Raw genomic sequence first — 16,840 nt, 5'->3', positions numbered from 1 at the left:
TATTTACTTTTAGATAAATAACCTGTTATCATGAAAAGAAAACTTTTGTATGCTTCACTGTTAATTCTCTTTATCCCGGCATTCCTTAGGGCCCAGGGCGGCAAATTTATCAGCGTACGTGGAAAAGATATTATCGGCCCTGATAATAAACCCTTCCTGATGAAGGGCACAAACCTGGGCAACTGGCTGGTGCCCGAGGGCTATATGTTTAAATTTAAGGATGTAAGCTCGCCCAGGCTGATCAATGAAGCGATACTCGAACTTTTAGGCCCTGAAGAAACCACCAAATTCTGGAAGCAATACCAGGACAATTATATTACCGCCGGAGATATCCACTTTTTAAAAGCATCCGGGATGAACTCTATCCGTATCCCTTTTAACTACAGGCTTTTTACTACTGAAAATTACTGCGGGCAAAATAACGCTAACCGCGGCTTTGAATTGCTTGACAGGGTGATCGGGTGGTGCAAAAAGGAAAAACTTTATGTTATTTTAGATATGCATTGCGCTCCGGGCGGGCAAACAGGCGATAATATTGACGATGGAAACGGCTATCCTTTTTTATTTAAAAGCAAAGCCATGCGGTCACAAACAGCCGCTATCTGGAAAAGCATAGCCAATCATTATAAAAATGAAACCATCATTCTGGGATATGACTTACTGAACGAGCCTATCGCTACCTATTTTAATGCCGATGAACTTAACCCCTACCTTGAGCCCACCTATAAAGAAATAACCAAAGCCATCCGGATGGTGGATAAAAACCACATCCTGATTTTGGGCGGCGCACAGTGGGACAGCAACTTTAAACCTTTCGGCCCGCCGTTTGATAAAAAGCTGGTGTACCAGTTCCATAAATACTGGACCCAAACAACAGGGAAAGAAATTATCCAGGATTATATCGATTTCAGGGATAAATACAATGTCCCCATCTACTGCGGCGAAACAGGAGAGAATAAGGATGAGTGGTGCGAAGCCTTCCGAAAAACCCTCGACAGGAACAACATCGGCTGGCATTACTGGCCCTATAAAAAAATGGACAATACAGCGGGCGTTATCACTTTTGATGTTCCGGCAGGGTATGATAAAGTAATTGAATATACCGAACAGCCAAGGGCCGATTTCGGCGCCATCCGCAAAGCAGCGCCTCAGGACAGGGAATTAATTAAAAAGGCATTATTCCAGTTTATCCAAAACTGCAAATTTGAAAATTGCAGGCCAAATAAAGGTTATATGGCAGCTTTGGGGTTTAGATAAGCTTAAGGCCTAAAGCAGAAAGCTAAAAGCGGATATTAGCTATGTTCCTTTCTGCCGGCTATGCATTAAAATTCAATTTCGACCTCCGTTAAAGGATGCGCGGTACAGGTCAGGATCCAGCCTTTGGCCAGGTCGGCATCCGTCAACACATTATTTTTCACCATCTCCACCCTGCCATTTTTGCAAATAGCCGAACAAGTTGAGCAATCCCCTACCCGGCAACTGTAGGGTAACGGGATACTATTTTGCAAGGCGGCCTGCAATATCGATTGGTTTTCGCCACAAACCAGGTCATAAGTTTCTTTATTAAAATGGATTTGTATCCTCCGCGGCGGGTAATTTAGTATAGCTGCACTTACCGGCACGGTATCCAGTACAAAATTTTCCTTCCTGATCTGCCCGGGATCAAACCCCATATACAGCATGGTAAGGCGAATCATCCGCATGTACTCATAAGGCCCACAAGTGTATATTTCGGCATTAATTAAGGTTGATTTCAGATGCTGGCGGACTAACTGTTCTACCACCAAATTATTAAGGCGGTTGGCCTGGCTGCTTAGTAAATGAATGATTTTTAACCTGGCGGGACTTTTTTCTGCCAGTTCATTTAATTCATCCTTAAAAAGAATCGAACTTTCATTTTGATTGCTGTAAATCAGGATGAATTTACAGTACCCGGGCCTGGCGAGTGCATATTTAAGTTGTGAAAATATGGGGATAATTCCGCTGCCCGCCGCAAATAAAAATATATCTTTTTCGGCTTCTAAATTTTCTATCGTAAATCTGCCCGCCGGCTCAACTGCGTTTATAATATCGCCGGGCTTTATTTTAGTGAGCAGGTAGCGCGAGATCTCGCCGTTAGTGATACGCTTAACGGTAATGGATAATTTATCCTCGTCAGGCGATGAACTCAGGGAATAAGACCGGCGGATCTCTTCAGCATGATGATCAAAAACCAGGGTGATAAACTGCCCGGCTTTATAATTTACCTTTTTCCCGGATACTTCGCTAAAAACCAAAGTGGCCGCATCCGGCAGTTCCCACTTAATCGCTTCAACTTTTAACTGAAGCATTCCTTTTACGCCTTTAAAACAATTTTACCAAACTGCGGGGATTCAGCCATTTTTTGTACTGCCTTTTCTGCATCAACCATCGGAAAAACCTCATCAATTACGGGCACTAACCTGTGTTCATTTACAAAATCAACCATCGCCTTAAATTCTTCCTTTGTGCCCATAGTGGTACCCAGGATCTGTAATTGTTTCCAAAATATTTTACGTCCGTTCAATTCAGGTACATTCCCGGCTGTCCCGCCGAAAAACACAATCCGGCACCCGGGATCACTGATATCCAAAAACCTGGCGAACCCATCGCCCAGGGCACTGTCGACGATTACATCAAAGCCCCCGGCAAGTTGCTGCAATTGTTCGGGCCAGTCCGGCGTATGATAATTTACACCAGCCGATGCCCCCAATTGCATCGCCTTAGCAATTTTTTCCGCCGAACCAGACGTTACAAAAACCTGGCATCCGGCAGCAAAGGCCCAGGTCAGTGCAAAGGTACCGGTCCCGCTCCCTACGCCGGAGATCAGCACTTTATCACCCTTTTTAGCTTTGCCTTTGGTAAACAAGGCCCGATAGGCTGTTAAACCTGCAAGCGGCAAAGCAGCAGCCTGCTCCCAATCTAAGTGGGTTGGCTTAGCATACAGGTATTCTGTGCTTACTTTTACATATTCAGCAAAAGTGCCATTTTCGGGCAGGCCCAGTATCTTAAAATCCTTTCCCTGGTATTCCGGATGATCTCCCCAATCGTGGCTCGGGTTAATGATTACTTCCCTGCCGATCCAATGTTCATCTGCACGGTTTCCAACTTCCGCAACGATTCCGGCCCCATCCGAACCCAAAATAGAGGGGTATTTTATGCCGGCGTATTTGCCAATAGTTATCCAGTAATCGCGGCGGTTTAAGGCCGCCGCTTTTATTTTTACCAAAACCTCACCCGCGTTTAGGATTGGTTTTTCAACTTTTTTTAAAACTAAAGGTTGGCCTGCACCTTCTAATACAATTGCTTTCATTTTGTCTGAACGTGGATTACGCTGATTATTATGATTTCCCGGATTTTTAAAAATTAAAAAAGCGGCAGTATTGAATAACTGCCGCTTTACTTCTTATCACCCCCTTTAGGGGGCCGGGGGACTACGCTTTGCTATACAATTCGGCAACGTGGTTCCAGTTGATCACGTTCCAAATAGCTGCCAGGTAGTCCGGGCGGCGGTTTTGGTATTTCAAATAATAAGCATGCTCCCAAACGTCTATGCCGAATATCGGGGTACCTTTTACTTCAGCTATATCCATCAATGGGTTATCCTGGTTTGGCGTTGAGCATACAGCCAGTTTTTTTTCTGGTGTAACGATCAGCCATGCCCAGCCTGAACCAAAGCGGGTTGCGCCTGCTTCGTTAATTTTAGTTTTAAAATCGGCAAATGAGCCGAAGGTGCTTTTAATTGCATCGCCAAGCGCGCCGGTAGGCTCGCCACCTGCTCCGGGGCCTAATATGGTCCAGAATAAGCTGTGGTTAAAGTGGCCACCACCATTATTGCGGACAGCCATCGGGAATTTGGAGATATTTTTAATGATATCTTCAATATTGCTGTCGGCTTCTGGTTTTCCTTCCAGTGCTTTATTTAAATTGGTAACATAAGCCTGGTGATGTTTGCCATGGTGAATTTCCATGGTCATTTTATCAATATGCGGTTCAAGCGCGTCGGTAGCGTAAGGTAACGCCGGTAGTGTAAAAGCCATAATATTAAGTTTAATGTTTAATTATAGTGTGTAACAAATATAAAGTGTTGATTGGGTATTTTGTTCTGATAAATGTAATGTTTTTCAAACAGTCGATGGTCCATAGTTCATGGTCCATAGTTTTTTATTTATTATTTTCTGCCATGGTCCATGGACTATCGACCATGGACTTTTCTCATTTCCTCTTGCTTTTAAAAAAATCCCTTACCAGGTCGGCACATTCGTTTTCGTGGATACCGCCGGTAATAACGGTTTTTGGATGGGTAATCTTTTGATTTAACCTGCCAAAACCGCGTTTGGTATCATACGCTCCAAAAACGATACGACTTAGCTGGAACCAGTAGCAGGCGCCGGCGCACATTACACATGGTTCCAATGTTACGTACAAGGTACATTCAGGCAGGTATTTACCTCCCATATAGTTGGCAGCTGCGGTAAGCGCCTGCATTTCGGCGTGGGCCGAAACATCGTTCAACCTTTCCGTAAGGTTATGCCCGCGACCAATGATCTTTCCCTGGCAAACCACGATGGCGCCAATCGGGATCTCATCTTCAGCCAAAGCCAATTTCGCCTCGCGGATAGCCTCATTCATAAAAAAATCGTCGGGCGAAACGGCGGGTTCATCGCCAAAAGTAACATACCTCATTATATCAGTTTACTCCCATCCGGGACAGGTTTATCAATAGCCGCCAGCACAATGTCACCGTTTTCATCTGCAAAACCGGTAACCAAAAACTCCGACATAAAGTTGGCGATCTGTTTCGCTTTGAAATTTAACACCCCGATGATTTGCCTGCCGGGCAATTCTTCTTTAGTATAATGCCGGGTAATCTGAGCGCTCGACCATTTTATACCCAGGGAACCAAAATCAACTTTTATTTTATAAGCAGGTTTGCGGGCTTCGGGGAAATCTGCAACCTCCAGTATCGTTCCGGCCCGGAGTTCAACTTTCTCAAATTCGTGCCAGGTGATGGTTTCCATTTTGCAAAGTTAAAAACCTGCAACAAATCAAAACCCTTTGGGGTCGATTTTTTATTTTATAGTGTAAAAGCGTTTATGTAATTTAACTTTGTAATTGGAAAAGCAAAATGCTGCTCCGCATTTTATCATTTATGACTAGAAATATTTTGTTTATATCGGCTTTTTGCCTGCTGGCGGTCTTATTTGTACCTGCCGGGGCAGCTAACGCTACTTCGAAAATTTCTTTTTATAAACACACAGGAATCAACAACTGCACGCGTCCTTTAGTCGACACTGTACCGCCATCAGAAATTATGGAGGTAATAACTACTATTATAAATGCTACAAATTCGTTTAATATTGAAGCGGTGGCCAAATTATATACGCCTAACGCAGCAATAGCTGATGATGAGGCTCCTTATTCGTGGAATGGCCCTACGGCCGGGGTGCAATGGGTTAATGCCGTTGAAAAAGCATGTAAAAATAACCGGTTGACCAACCTTACCGGAAAAATTGAACCTATAAACATATACCAATCCAGGGAAGACAATGTTTATATTGTTGTGCCTGTAAGCTACAAAGGCAATTTACCCGGCAAGCAGCACTTTGCCGTAAGAGGCGCTTTTACTTTTGTATTGAGGGATATTAACGGTAAATGGCTGGTGAAGAGCCAGACCTGGATGCAGGAAAAAGGCATCATTGCCAGTAACTAAAAATTTTCGTTCACCGATAATAAAATCCGCTTGTCCAATATCCTGTTCATTTGCAGTAAAAACCAATGGCGAAGCCCCACCGCCGAAATGTTGTTTAAAAATCATCCGGACCATTGGGCACGTTCTGCAGGAACGAGTGATAAAGCGAGGATAAAAGTAAACGAGCAACTGCTGGCCTGGGCTGATGTGATCATGGTGATGGAACGCAGGCATAAACAACTGCTCCACCAGCAATTCCCCCTTATATTAACGAAAAAAACTTTGATCGTGCTGGATATTGAGGATAATTATCGCTTCGGCGACGATGAACTTATCAGCATCCTCAGAGAAAAACTTTACAACTATTTATAAACCTAACATAAAAAATCCCGGCAACTCTTAAAACTGGCGGGATCTGCACTAATATTGTGAACGGCTATAAAATCAGGTTTGATCGATTTTACCAGCCTCTTTCTGTTCAGTCTGTTGAAGTTAACAGGCCTTTTGAAGGTGAATGATTTTCTTTGCTGGTAAAAGGTGATCTTTTGGTGAAAACACCTAAAAATATCAAAAGGGCGCCAAAAAATATTTCAGGCAAAAAAGCTTTTGCTTTAAAGTTATACAGCCATGGCGATACAAATAAAATGAAACCCATTACAGTATCAAGTACCATGTTCATTTTTATCGGGAACTGCCTGATCGGGCTTGCTTCCGTATCACTAAAAATATTCATGATCAATTGCAACCAGCCAATATAAATCGGGATCAGTAAAGCTGCGCTTGATATATCAGCCAGCTTAGTTCCATCAAACCCTTTAAATATCCATGGGGTTGCTATTAAAGTAAGCGCCAGGATGTACTTAAAAAAGCCGTAAAATGCGGTGGAAATAAACGGTTTCATATTTTAATTGTTATTGTAGTAGCGTTTTATTAATTAAGATTACTTTTTTCAAATAATTACGTCAAAGGTATAAATTTCCTTTTATCTGTAAATGCTTTCAGCATAATTCTTACCATAATTCATATAAATATTTAAAAAAAAGCCCCAATTCGTTTTTTACAGCTTTTTAAAGCGTACCTTTAATCCATACGGAAACATTATCCCGCTATAAAAACGTGCAATTAATGCCCGTTAATATCGTTTCATATTCAGATATCTAAAAATTCATCCTAACTATACCATCCCATGAGCAAAGACAGGCAAGCCGTAAAAGAGAAAAAAAAACCTGCTAATCCTTTAGCTAAAAAAGCGCCATCCGACTACCAGTCTGGAAAATCCAATGTGGTTAAACCCATTATGGAGGCCGCTAAAAAGAAGAAGTAGGTGTTGGAGATTAGAGGCTGGAGATTAGAGATTAGTTGAACTATCTTTAAACGCTTGTCCCGTCTCTTTTCCGCCAGTTCTTTTTAATAATTTTAAGGGATAATATAGACAGTGTTATTCAATCAATTATTTCATTCTTAGTTATGAAATTGAGGATTCGTATAATCAGTTTTTGGGGATGACAGGATTTGGAGTTTTTTGCTTTTTTTAGTCGTTACAATAATTACCCCGCCAGAGGCTTTGGCTCCATAGAGCGCCGTGGCCGATTTATCTTTTAGCACAGATATACTTTCGATCTCTTTTGGATCGATTAAACTAAGCCCGTTTGAAGCGGTTTGTTTGCCATCAATAATATACAAAGGGTTTGCGCCGGCGCCAATAATATGAATGGCATTTTGGTTGCTAACAGTATCTTCAGGGTTGCTTTTATCCTTTTGAAGCGTTAACCCAATAACAGTTCCTTTTACACCGTTTATTGCCCCTGATTTATTTTCAACGGGTTTGGCAGGACCTTCGTCAGCTAAAGTAAAATTGATGGGGACAGAGTACATTACCCGAACAGCCCTGCCATTCTGAATTCCGGGCTCCCATTTTGGCGATAAAGCCAAAACCCGTACGGCTTCTTCACCAGCACCATAACCTAAATCGCGTACAATGTTGAAATTTGTCAACGCCCCATCCTGTTCAACTATAAATCTGATGATCACCCGTCCCTGCACATTTTTATCGCGCATTTCCTGGGGGTATTTAACGTTCTTACCCAAAAATCTGTAAAAAGCCTCAAGGCCGCCGGGAAAGCTTGGGTTTTGTTCCACTGCTGTAAATACCGGGCCGGCTTTTTTAGCAGTATCGTCTATTGTGATCGTTATTATCTTTTTCTTTTGCGGGGTATCAATCAGCGTGGTATTTAACCTAACCAGTCCGTTTTTGTCCGATGATTTATCAATGGTGATCTCCGTTATTTCATTTGCCGGTTTCAAAAGAACCGTTTGAAATTTTGTATTGATCAGCCGTATTGTTTTACTGTTGTTTACTGTGGCAGATGAAAGGATCAGCATCAAAATAAACAAAGGTGCCGACAAAAAATATTTAACCAGCGCTACCCGCTGCGATTTGTTTTTGTGGAGCATCATGATGCGTTGTTTTAATAAACTTTTATTAAAAAATGGATTTACCAATTGGTGAGCAGGGGTGTCAAATGTCTGGCTTAATAAAATCAAAGCATACTCGGCTTTACCAGTTCCTGCTTTTATGGCCTGCCGGTCGGCAATATATTCATGTATATGTTTAATTGCATACCGGTACAGGTAAACCACCGGGTTAAACCAGTTAATGATCATTACAGCTTCCATCACCAGTACATCAGCCGAATGCCATTGCTTTGCGTGTACATTTTCGTGCGCCGCAATAACGTCACGGTTTTCCTGTTGATTGCCGAGTTTTATTTTTTTAAAGAAAGAATAAGCAATCTCTGATTGTGGTTTCCTTATGATCCGGTTAAGGGCGATAACCTGCGCTAAAAACCTGATCACTAAAAAGGCAATTCCGGTGCTATAAACCCAAACCAATATTTCACCCATCGTAATATGTGTATCCCGGATAGGCTTAAAATGGTAAAGAAATACCGGGCTGCTGTAAATGGAGTATTCAACTTTTTGGGTGATAAATAAATTTTTCACCCAATCCGATTGGATCATCGGTATAAAAAAAGAAAACAAAGCGGCCGAAACAAGGTAAATCCGGTTCAGCTGAAAAAATGTCTCGCTGCTAAGTAAAACAACGTAGAATACATAAAATAACAACAGGTAAATATTTACCAATACCAGATATTGCCACCAGGTCATGATTATTTTTCTTTAAGTTTTTCAATCAGTTTCATTATCTCGTCAGCCTCTTTAAGGTCAATCTTTTCCTTTTTTACAAAGTAGGAGAACATACGTTTTACCGAGTTATCAAAATAGCCCGTCATTAGTTTATCAGTTGCAAAATTCTGATACTGTTCTTTGCTGATCACCGGGTGATATTCATGGCTTTTACCATAAGCGGTATGGCCCACAAAACCTTTGGTCTCCAATATCCTGATGATCGTCGATACCGTGTTATAAGCAGGCTTTGGCTCCGGTAACACTTCAATCACATCTTTTACATACCCTTTTTTCAAATGCCATAATACCTGCATTATTTGTTCTTCGGCACGGGTTAATTCTTTTATTTCCATGGTACTTTAAGTTTGAAATAGTTGTAACGGATCGGAACGGCTTTAATTTAAAAACGACAGCAAAAAATATACCCCCGGGCCAACTTTCCAATTATTGGTTGATCTAAGGTAAATCTTAATAATGAAAATTACAACTAAAATTTTAGTTATTTTTAGTTGCTTCTTTTCCATGTCGTTTTTGTAGCTTTCCAATTCCTAAAAAAAGCCAATGACAATTACTTTTCACGGTGCGGCGCGCACCGTTACCGGCAGCAAACATCTCGTTCAGCTAAACGACGGAACCAGCATTTTATTGGATTGCGGCATGTTCCAGGGAATGGGCGAGCATACAGAGGGCCTGAACGAACATTTTGGTTTTAACCCTGAAAAGGTTGACTACCTTATTTTGTCTCACGCCCATATCGACCATTGCGGACTAATCCCCCGGTTGGTTGCTGAAGGCTTTAGGGGGACGATATTTTGCACCCCGCCAACTTTCGACCTGGTGAACATTCTTTTAATGGATTCGGCCAGGATACAGATGCAGGATACCGAATACAGCAATAAACACCGGCGCAAAAACAATTTGCCCTTATTAAGTGCATTATATACGGAAGAGGAAGTAATGCAAGCATTAAGCCTGTTTAAATCGGTCGACTATCACCAGGATTACGCAATTACCCCTTCCGTAAAATTCAATTTCACAGATGCCGGCCACCTGGTTGGCAGCGCGGCGGTACATTTAACCATAGAAGAGGATGGCAAACAAACCCACATCACCTTTAGCGGCGATGTTGGCCGTTACGGGGATATCCTGCTGAAAAGCCCGCAAACTTTCGCCCAGGCTGATTATATTTTAATCGAATCAACCTACGGCGATTCGCTCCATAAGGAAACAGGCTCAATTGAAGATAAACTGCTGGAGGTAATCAATAACGCTTGCCTTATCCATAAAGGCAAGGTCATCATCCCTGCATTTAGCGTCGGCCGCACACAGGAATTGCTGTACGCACTAAATGGTTTAGAATTGAAAGGCCTGTTGCCTGATGTGCGCTATTATGTTGACAGCCCTCTTTCTGAAAAAGCTACCCGGGTATTGATGGACCACCCGGAAGTTTATAATAAAGCAGTGAGCGATGTTTTAAAAATCGATGCAAACCCCTTTGATTTTAAAGGCCTGCGTTTCATTCAGTCAACGGTAGAATCAAAAGCTTTGAACGATGACCCATCGCCGTGTGTGATCATATCCGCATCAGGCATGGCCGAAGCCGGCAGGGTTAAACATCATATAAAAAACAACATCGGCAACAAAAATTGCACGATATTAATGGTGGGCTATTGTGAGCCAAACTCACTTGGCGGCCGCTTGCTGAGAGGTGAAAAAGAAGTTACCATTTATGGGGAACGTTTTGAGGTTGAAGCACAAGTTGAATCCGTAAAATCAATGAGCGCACATGGCGATTATGATGATCTGCTCCATTTTATCTCGAACCAGGACCCCGGAAAAGTTAAAAAAATATTTCTTGTACATGGCGAATACGAAGTGCAGCAGCATTTCAGGGAAAAAATATTGGCAAAAGGGTTTAAAGATGTTGAAATACCCTACCAGCATCAAAAAATAGCCGGTTTGTAAAATAGCTGAATCAAAAAAAAAGCCACCCGAAAGCAGCTTTCTTTATGATTCAGGGCTAATATTTGGGGTTTTGTTTTAATTGTCCATTTTCCAAAGTAATTTGCTCAAGCGGTATCGGGTAAAGTTCGTTTTTACCGGCTGTAAATAAATGCCCGTCCAAAATGGGGTTAGCTACGCGTGTTACAGCGGCGATATGTGTATTTATAACGCCAGCCATGTAACCTGCAGGCTCAGGACCACCATAAATAGGATCCCAGCGCTGTAAGTCGAAGAAACGGTGACCTTCCATACCAAATTCTAACTGCTCTTCCATATGAACTGCTTCGCGGGCATATGATTGTGAAGGGAATGTAGTATACAAACCAATCTTATAGTTGGCAGCAGGAGTGGTGGTAAAACCGGCAGATGGGTTGCTGTCGTCAACATAGGTGTGAACCCAGCCAGCAGGATCCTGCATACGGTTTCTTACCACGTTTACATCAGCCATTGCACCGGCAAGGTCGCCTGACTCAACCTCACACTCGGCACGCCATAAGTAAAGGTCGGCAAGAGTGATCAGGTTGTAGTTATTTGCGGTACCCTGGTTACTGGCCCATCCGCCGTTGTTATCAGCAGTTGAAGCTTGCTGAGAGTGGTAGAAAACGTTTTTGATCGGGTTGTATGGGCAAAGGTCGCCACGTGACCATTGTTCACCACCGCAAAGGCCCCAGTCAAGATATGGGATACCGCGACGGCCAACTGTCCAGTCGATACGGGGATCCAAGGCATCTGTCGGAGGTGTGAATGCATCCGAAGCGCCTAAACCATGGTCGTTGGCAAGGTTTACCACGTTGTAATTGGGCAAGTTAGCGGTAACATTAACAGTAGTTGAATTATTGGCTGAAAAATCAGCGCAAACCGTACTTGTTGTGCCCAACATGGGCAAGCCGTTTGCATCCACTTTAAAGGCATTGGCCAAAGTGTATGATGGCTGGTAAAAACCGCAGCAACCTGTGTAGGTACCGGCAGGGAAGTTTAAGGCCTCACCAGGATTGTCATTTGATCCGTTTGAACCGTCATTAACAGTCATCTGAACCGCGAATACTGATTCAGGGCCGTTCTTTTTAACAGCATTGTAATTATCTTCGTAACTAGCGCTCAATGCATATTTTTCACCGCCGGCAGTTTCGCCATTGGTGATCAGGTCATCCAGGGCTGTTTTGGCTTTGGCATACTGGTGATCCCACAGGTATGCTTTTGCTAAAAATGCTTCGGCGGCGTAATAGTTAGCACGGCCAATTTGTCCCTGTGTTTTTGGTAAACCAGCCATTGCAGCAGTAAAATCGGCTTCAATTTTATCCCATATCGGGCCGGGGTTGGGCACGTTAAAGTTACCTGCACTGTAAGTGATAGATTCGTCTACATAAGGTACATTCCTGAACATTTTTGCCAGTTCGAAGTGGAACACGCCGCGCAAAAATTTCGCTTCGGCTGTTACTTCTTTTGCATAATCTGCTGATACGGAACCATCTTTTATTAAAGGGATTTCGCGGATCACGTCATTTGCACGCTGAATGGCATTGTAAAACGCAGCCCATTTTTCTGCAATATATTCGTTTGAGGGATCTACCGTATGGTTGGCGATAGGAACTACAGCTGTTTGGTCGGTCGCGTTTGAGCCTTTAAAAGCATCGTCAGCTGCAACTCCGCCATAGGCCCAATTATCGATACCCGATTCCCACTCAGTGCCGGAGGTGTTGGTGTAACCATCCAGCATGGAGTAGGCGCCGATCAGCAGTCCGTCCAGACCGGCCTTGTTGGCCAGTACAGCGCCGTTTAGCGAGCCCACCGGTGCCTGGTTAAGCAGTTTTTTACACGAAAAAATTAAAGTAAGTGCAACCAGCGATCCCAGGGAAATGAATTTACCATAAGAAGTTTTCATGAGCAAAAAATTAAACACGTTCAGGATTATGGTTTATAATTGTTCAAAGGGGTATTGACAATTTATACGATGATTCATCATCCTATGCTACATCAAATATAAAAGTTATTTAATTATTTAATAATAAAACTAAAAGGTAAACGCCTCAAAACAAAAGCCGTACATGTTTGAACAAACCAGGATTCCCTGTTAAACCCAGGCTATTTTCGCCTTAAAATAAAAAGCCCCCCGTTTTCGCGGGGGGCCATATTTTTTAATTGCGGGCAGCCGGCGGTTGCGGCTTGGGCAATTCTTTTCTTGGTATCATTTCCTCCCGCTGGGAGGTATGATAAACAAAGGATGCCACAATGGTTGCTGCCTGTTTCAAATCGTCCTCGCTTAATTTATCATATGTATCCTGGTTACTGTGGTGGGTACGGCTACCATAGTCCAAACCGTCCTGTATAAACTGGAACCCCGGGATCCCTATGGCGTCGAAGGAGACATGGTCGGTACTTCCGGTATTTCGTATAGTAACTGTCGATGCTCCCAGGTCTTTAAACGGATCAAGCCAGGCTTTAAATATTGGACCCGCCAACGAGTCGCCCTGCAAAAAAATGCCGCGGATCTTTCCTGAACCGTTATCAAGGTTATAATAGGCTGAAAGTTTTGCCTGTTCAGGTTTAAGTTCCATCGTTTTTGGATCGCCAAAATGGTTGAGCACATATCCTCTTGAGCCGAACAGCCCCTGTTCTTCTGAGCTCCATAAGGCAATGCGAATGGTGCGGCGCGGTTTAAAATTAACCGCTTTCAGGATGCGCATTACCTCCATCATCACAGCGCTCCCGGCGGCGTTATCCGTTCCGCCGGTTGCCGCATGCCAGGAGTCGAGGTGACCACCAATCATCACCACCTGGTCTTTCAGCTTTTTATCAGTTCCGGGTATTTCTGCAACAACATCATAGCCCTGCAAATCATCCGTATAAAATTGTGTTTTTATGTCAGCTTCCATTTCAACGCGTATACCGGCTTTTACCAAACGCAAAATGCGCTGAAAATCCTCCCCGCTTACCTCTAGTTCAGGCGATACAGCTTTTGCTGTATCCGCGTAGGATGCGCCGTTAGTGGTAAAAACGGTACCATCGCTGCCCCGGGCCTGGCTCAATACCAAGCCGGCATTCTGATCTTTTAAAAATGTGTTTATTGCCGTGCGGAATGCCCTGGCGCGGAATGCAGGCGAATTGCGGTCAATAGCCCTGCGTGGTGCCGCTGCTTCCGGTTTTGCTTTGGCCATGGCATCCAATTCTTCATCGGTAGCCCGTGAAGCATCCGTTTTAAAAGTGCGTTCGGTGCCGGCTTTGGCGTCAATAATTAAAATTTTTTCCTGCAGGGTGCCTTTATATTTGTCCAGGTCGGTAATGGTATCTGCTTTAATAAGCACAATATTACTTTTTATGAGGCCGTTAGTACCCGGTGTCCAGGCTTTTGGTATGGCAATAATGGCGTGGTAATATGGCAATGTGATGGCCGCATAGTTTTTTTGAACCTCCCAGCCTTTGCCGAATTTGCCCCAGGGCTCGCGCTGCGCGTTTACCAGCCCCCATGATTTTAACTGGTTAACCGCCCATTCCTGGGCATGCTTTAATTCGGGCGAGCCCGATAAACGTGGGCCGGAAACATCGGTAAGGTAAAATGCAGTCTCCATCACTTTGGAATGGTTCAAACCCTCCTCGCGGATTTTCTTGACCATAGCGGTGTCAACAGGCTCCTGCGCAAACGCGGCGCCGGCAGCGCCTGCAAAAAACAGGCACAATGAAAGTAGTTTTTTATTCATTTTTAATAATTAAGATCAGTTGGAACAAACTTATTTATTATAAGCCGCAAAAGTTAATCAGCCATCTAAAAAAGTTGTTACAATGGAGGAGAAAGAGACAAGAATCAAGAGCCAGGAATCAAGATTAAAAAAACAGTATCAATAATAATTGAACAAGTTTTTTTGGCTACCTGGTTATTACCAATCGCTATTCGCGCTATCTTGACTCCTGGCTCTTGATTCTTTTTAAAAGCAATAATTATTTTGAAGTATATTTGAATTATGGGTTCGCACTCGTTAGACAGGACTGCTTTTAACGCACAAAGGACTAAAGATGCTGCTTACTTTAGTAGCTTAACATGGCAGACGCGGCTCCGTTTAGCTAATTTGTTTAACAGCATTGCCTATGGCTATCCGGAAAATGAGCCGCCCAAAGTGGATAGAGCTATTTTTAGAGCCTGGAGTAAGGAAGAACAGGATAAATCGGAAATTTATAAATCAGATGAAACTATGCTCAAATCAGCAGTCCCCATTTTAGCATCCCTTAATGAAGAGGAAACTATTAAATTCTACACGGAAAAACTGGGCTTTATGTTTTACTCGAGTTGGGAAGGCTACCTGATTTTAGGCCTTGATAAAATAAACCTGCATTTATGGCCGTGTACAGATCCGGAAATTGCGAAAAACACAGGATGCTATATCAATGTTAAGGGTATTGATAAACTTTACGCAAAATACGAACCTCTTGGTATTATTCATCCAAACGGTAAATTAGAAGAAAAGCCCTGGAGAATGAAACAATTCAGCATACTGGATAACAACGGTAATATTATCCATTTTGGTGAAGACATGGGCGATGAATGATCGCTGACAGGCCACAATTTTAATTACCCGCAATGAAGTTTAAACTATTGATGGCCCTGGCCTGTTGCTTTTTTATTACCTGTTCCGCGTCCGGCCAGCATTTATTTTACCCGGTCATGGTTATTAAAAAAGCTCCGGAAGGAGCATTTTCCTTTACCAAAAAATGGAGTTATCCCGAAGGCGTCATAAAATATGAAAACGGAAAGTTTGAGAAAACGGACGGCGAAAAACTTGAGGCAGCCGATACTGCGCACTTGTACTTTACTGCCAACTGCAAAACAAATATCCAGGGAGGTTATACCATAAAGTATTGTTCTGCGACAAGAAAAAGAAGAAATATCAGCCTGAACTTTTCAGGCGGGATGCCGGCTTACGCCAATGAATTTCACCTGGCGCTAAAAAACAACACCTTCAATTTCGATCCCCGGGTGGTCTATCCCGAGCTCATCATGGACGAGAAAATAATTTATAAAGTTACCGGATGCAAACTGATCATATATCAGAAAAACTATGCTGTTGCAAATAATATCAGCGGGTATATAAAAGCCCGGTTTACTGAAATAATACAAAACAGCAAAAAAGGTACGCAAACAAACAAATACTATTTTGAAGGATATTTTAAGACGCCGGTTAATTAATTAGCAATTTATATCCCCTGCCATGTACATTAATGATCTCCACACTCGGATCGTCCTTTAAATACTTCCGTATTTTACTTAAAAACACATCCATACTGCGGCCGTTGAAATAATTATCATCATGCCAGATATTCAGCAACGCCTCTTCGCGGGTAAGCACTTCGTTTTTGCGCAGGCAAAGCAAACGCAGCAGTTCAGCCTCTTTGGTGGATAGTTTTTGCGGGCTGTCACCAATCGTAATTACCTGTTGGGTATAGTCAAAGCTATACTGCCCTATTTTAAAGGTAGTTTGCTTTTCTTCCTCATGTTTCTCGGAATTGCCGGCTCTTTTCAGCAAAGCATTGATACGGAGCAAAAGCTCTTCAATACGAAAAGGTTTTGTAATATAATCATCCCCGCCTAAATTAAAGGCCTGGGTTTTATCTTCTATCATCCCCTTGGCTGTCGCAAAAATAATAGGTACATGGCTGTTTATTTTCCGGATATCTTTCCCTAATGTAAAGCCATCCTTCTTGGGCATCATTACATCAAGGATCAACAGGTCGTAGGTGTTTTTTGTAAAGTTGCGCAAGCCTTCTTCGCCGTCTTTACACAAAACAACGTCGAACTTGCCTTTCAGTTGCAGGTAATCCTGTAACAGCAGTCCTAAATTCGGATCATCTTCAACCAATAGTATTTTTTTCATGTGATTATTTAAGTCCGAAAGTCCGGAAAGTCCGGAAGTCCGAAAGATTGATTGTTTTAAGTCCGGAAGTCCGGAA

General features: G+C 42.8%; 18 protein-coding genes. 7 read left to right on the top strand and 11 right to left on the bottom strand.

Annotated features, from left to right (window positions below):
• The first annotated feature begins 30 nt into the window (after nucleotides 1-30).
• Nucleotides 31-1,257 carry a glycoside hydrolase family 5 protein gene (locus tag MgSA37_RS01695; RefSeq protein ID WP_096349551.1) on the top strand — a complete coding sequence of 409 codons (1,227 nt, stop codon included), beginning with the start codon at nucleotides 31-33 and terminating at the stop codon, nucleotides 1,255-1,257.
• Between the two features lie 65 nt (nucleotides 1,258-1,322).
• On the opposite strand, the gene MgSA37_RS01690 is transcribed toward MgSA37_RS01695, so the two are convergent.
• The 5 genes from MgSA37_RS01690 to MgSA37_RS01670 all read right to left on the bottom strand — a co-directional run bounded on the left by MgSA37_RS01690 (nucleotide 1,323) and on the right by MgSA37_RS01670 (nucleotide 5,039).
• A complete protein-coding gene (locus MgSA37_RS01690) occupies nucleotides 1,323-2,330 on the bottom strand; it encodes a ferredoxin--NADP reductase (RefSeq protein ID WP_096349550.1) in 1,008 nt (335 codons plus the stop codon).
• Between the two features lie 5 nt (nucleotides 2,331-2,335).
• Entirely contained in the window at nucleotides 2,336-3,331 is a 996-nt protein-coding gene (locus MgSA37_RS01685) for a zinc-binding dehydrogenase (protein WP_096349549.1), read from the bottom strand.
• A 121-nt stretch (nucleotides 3,332-3,452) separates the two neighbouring features.
• Complete coding sequence (locus MgSA37_RS01680) at nucleotides 3,453-4,058, bottom strand: superoxide dismutase (RefSeq protein ID WP_096349548.1); 606 nt, start codon at nucleotides 4,056-4,058, stop codon at nucleotides 3,453-3,455.
• A gap of 175 nt (nucleotides 4,059-4,233) precedes the next feature.
• Nucleotides 4,234-4,704 (bottom strand): nucleoside deaminase, encoded by a 471-nt coding sequence (locus MgSA37_RS01675; protein ID WP_096349547.1) that lies wholly within the window; start codon nucleotides 4,702-4,704, stop codon nucleotides 4,234-4,236.
• Nucleotides 4,704-5,039: a tRNA-binding protein gene (locus MgSA37_RS01670; RefSeq protein WP_096349546.1), complete on the bottom strand. Its 336-nt coding sequence runs from the start codon at nucleotides 5,037-5,039 to the stop codon at nucleotides 4,704-4,706. Before MgSA37_RS01670 ends, MgSA37_RS01675 begins: the two co-directional genes overlap by 1 nt.
• Before the next feature lie 131 nt (nucleotides 5,040-5,170).
• Here MgSA37_RS01670 and MgSA37_RS01665 point away from each other — a divergent pair, with 131 nt between their 5' ends.
• Nucleotides 5,171-5,731, top strand: coding sequence for a nuclear transport factor 2 family protein (locus tag MgSA37_RS01665; protein WP_157750380.1), 561 nt, complete (start codon nucleotides 5,171-5,173; stop codon nucleotides 5,729-5,731).
• Nucleotides 5,732-5,818: 87 nt separating this feature from the next.
• Nucleotides 5,819-6,082, top strand: a complete 264-nt coding sequence (locus tag MgSA37_RS01660; protein ID WP_096349544.1) for a protein tyrosine phosphatase — start codon at nucleotides 5,819-5,821, stop codon at nucleotides 6,080-6,082.
• Between the two features lie 106 nt (nucleotides 6,083-6,188).
• On the opposite strand, the gene MgSA37_RS01655 is transcribed toward MgSA37_RS01660, so the two are convergent.
• On the bottom strand, nucleotides 6,189-6,611 hold the full coding sequence (locus MgSA37_RS01655) for an SPW repeat domain-containing protein (protein WP_096349543.1): 423 nt from the start codon (nucleotides 6,609-6,611) through the stop codon (nucleotides 6,189-6,191).
• 285 nt (nucleotides 6,612-6,896) lie between these two features.
• Between MgSA37_RS01655 and MgSA37_RS28525 the strand changes: the two genes are divergently transcribed.
• The gene (locus MgSA37_RS28525; RefSeq protein WP_172885281.1) at nucleotides 6,897-7,034 is read left to right on the top strand and encodes a hypothetical protein; all 138 of its coding nucleotides are present in this window, start codon (nucleotides 6,897-6,899) and stop codon (nucleotides 7,032-7,034) included.
• Nucleotides 7,035-7,171: 137 nt separating this feature from the next.
• On the opposite strand, the gene MgSA37_RS01650 is transcribed toward MgSA37_RS28525, so the two are convergent.
• On the bottom strand, nucleotides 7,172-8,878 hold the full coding sequence (locus MgSA37_RS01650; RefSeq protein ID WP_096349542.1) for a M56 family metallopeptidase: 1,707 nt from the start codon (nucleotides 8,876-8,878) through the stop codon (nucleotides 7,172-7,174).
• Nucleotides 8,879-8,880: 2 nt separating this feature from the next.
• Nucleotides 8,881-9,252 carry a BlaI/MecI/CopY family transcriptional regulator gene (locus tag MgSA37_RS01645; RefSeq protein WP_096349541.1) on the bottom strand — a complete coding sequence of 124 codons (372 nt, stop codon included), beginning with the start codon at nucleotides 9,250-9,252 and terminating at the stop codon, nucleotides 8,881-8,883.
• A gap of 208 nt (nucleotides 9,253-9,460) precedes the next feature.
• Here MgSA37_RS01645 and MgSA37_RS01640 point away from each other — a divergent pair, with 208 nt between their 5' ends.
• A complete protein-coding gene (locus MgSA37_RS01640) occupies nucleotides 9,461-10,864 on the top strand; it encodes an MBL fold metallo-hydrolase RNA specificity domain-containing protein (protein WP_096349540.1) in 1,404 nt (467 codons plus the stop codon).
• Nucleotides 10,865-10,919: 55 nt separating this feature from the next.
• Here the strand turns inward: MgSA37_RS01640 and MgSA37_RS01635 are convergent, their stop codons facing one another.
• Nucleotides 10,920-12,785 carry a RagB/SusD family nutrient uptake outer membrane protein gene (locus MgSA37_RS01635; RefSeq protein ID WP_096349539.1) on the bottom strand — a complete coding sequence of 622 codons (1,866 nt, stop codon included), beginning with the start codon at nucleotides 12,783-12,785 and terminating at the stop codon, nucleotides 10,920-10,922.
• A 253-nt stretch (nucleotides 12,786-13,038) separates the two neighbouring features.
• On the bottom strand, nucleotides 13,039-14,598 hold the full coding sequence (locus tag MgSA37_RS01630) for a M28 family metallopeptidase (protein WP_096349538.1): 1,560 nt from the start codon (nucleotides 14,596-14,598) through the stop codon (nucleotides 13,039-13,041).
• Between the two features lie 261 nt (nucleotides 14,599-14,859).
• Between MgSA37_RS01630 and MgSA37_RS01625 the strand changes: the two genes are divergently transcribed.
• Entirely contained in the window at nucleotides 14,860-15,441 is a 582-nt protein-coding gene (locus MgSA37_RS01625; RefSeq protein WP_096349537.1) for a bleomycin resistance protein, read from the top strand.
• Between the two features lie 32 nt (nucleotides 15,442-15,473).
• Complete coding sequence (locus MgSA37_RS01620) at nucleotides 15,474-16,079, top strand: hypothetical protein (protein WP_096349536.1); 606 nt, start codon at nucleotides 15,474-15,476, stop codon at nucleotides 16,077-16,079.
• Here the strand turns inward: MgSA37_RS01620 and MgSA37_RS01615 are convergent.
• The gene (locus tag MgSA37_RS01615; protein WP_096349535.1) at nucleotides 16,072-16,764 is read right to left on the bottom strand and encodes a response regulator transcription factor; all 693 of its coding nucleotides are present in this window, start codon (nucleotides 16,762-16,764) and stop codon (nucleotides 16,072-16,074) included. The two genes, MgSA37_RS01620 and MgSA37_RS01615, sit on opposite strands and share 8 nt — an antisense overlap.
• Nucleotides 16,765-16,840: the final 76 nt, after the last annotated feature.

The sequence above is a fragment of the Mucilaginibacter gotjawali genome, assembly GCF_002355435.1.
Classification (GTDB): domain Bacteria; phylum Bacteroidota; class Bacteroidia; order Sphingobacteriales; family Sphingobacteriaceae; genus Mucilaginibacter; species Mucilaginibacter gotjawali.
This window is presented reverse-complemented; position numbering and strand designations above follow the sequence as displayed.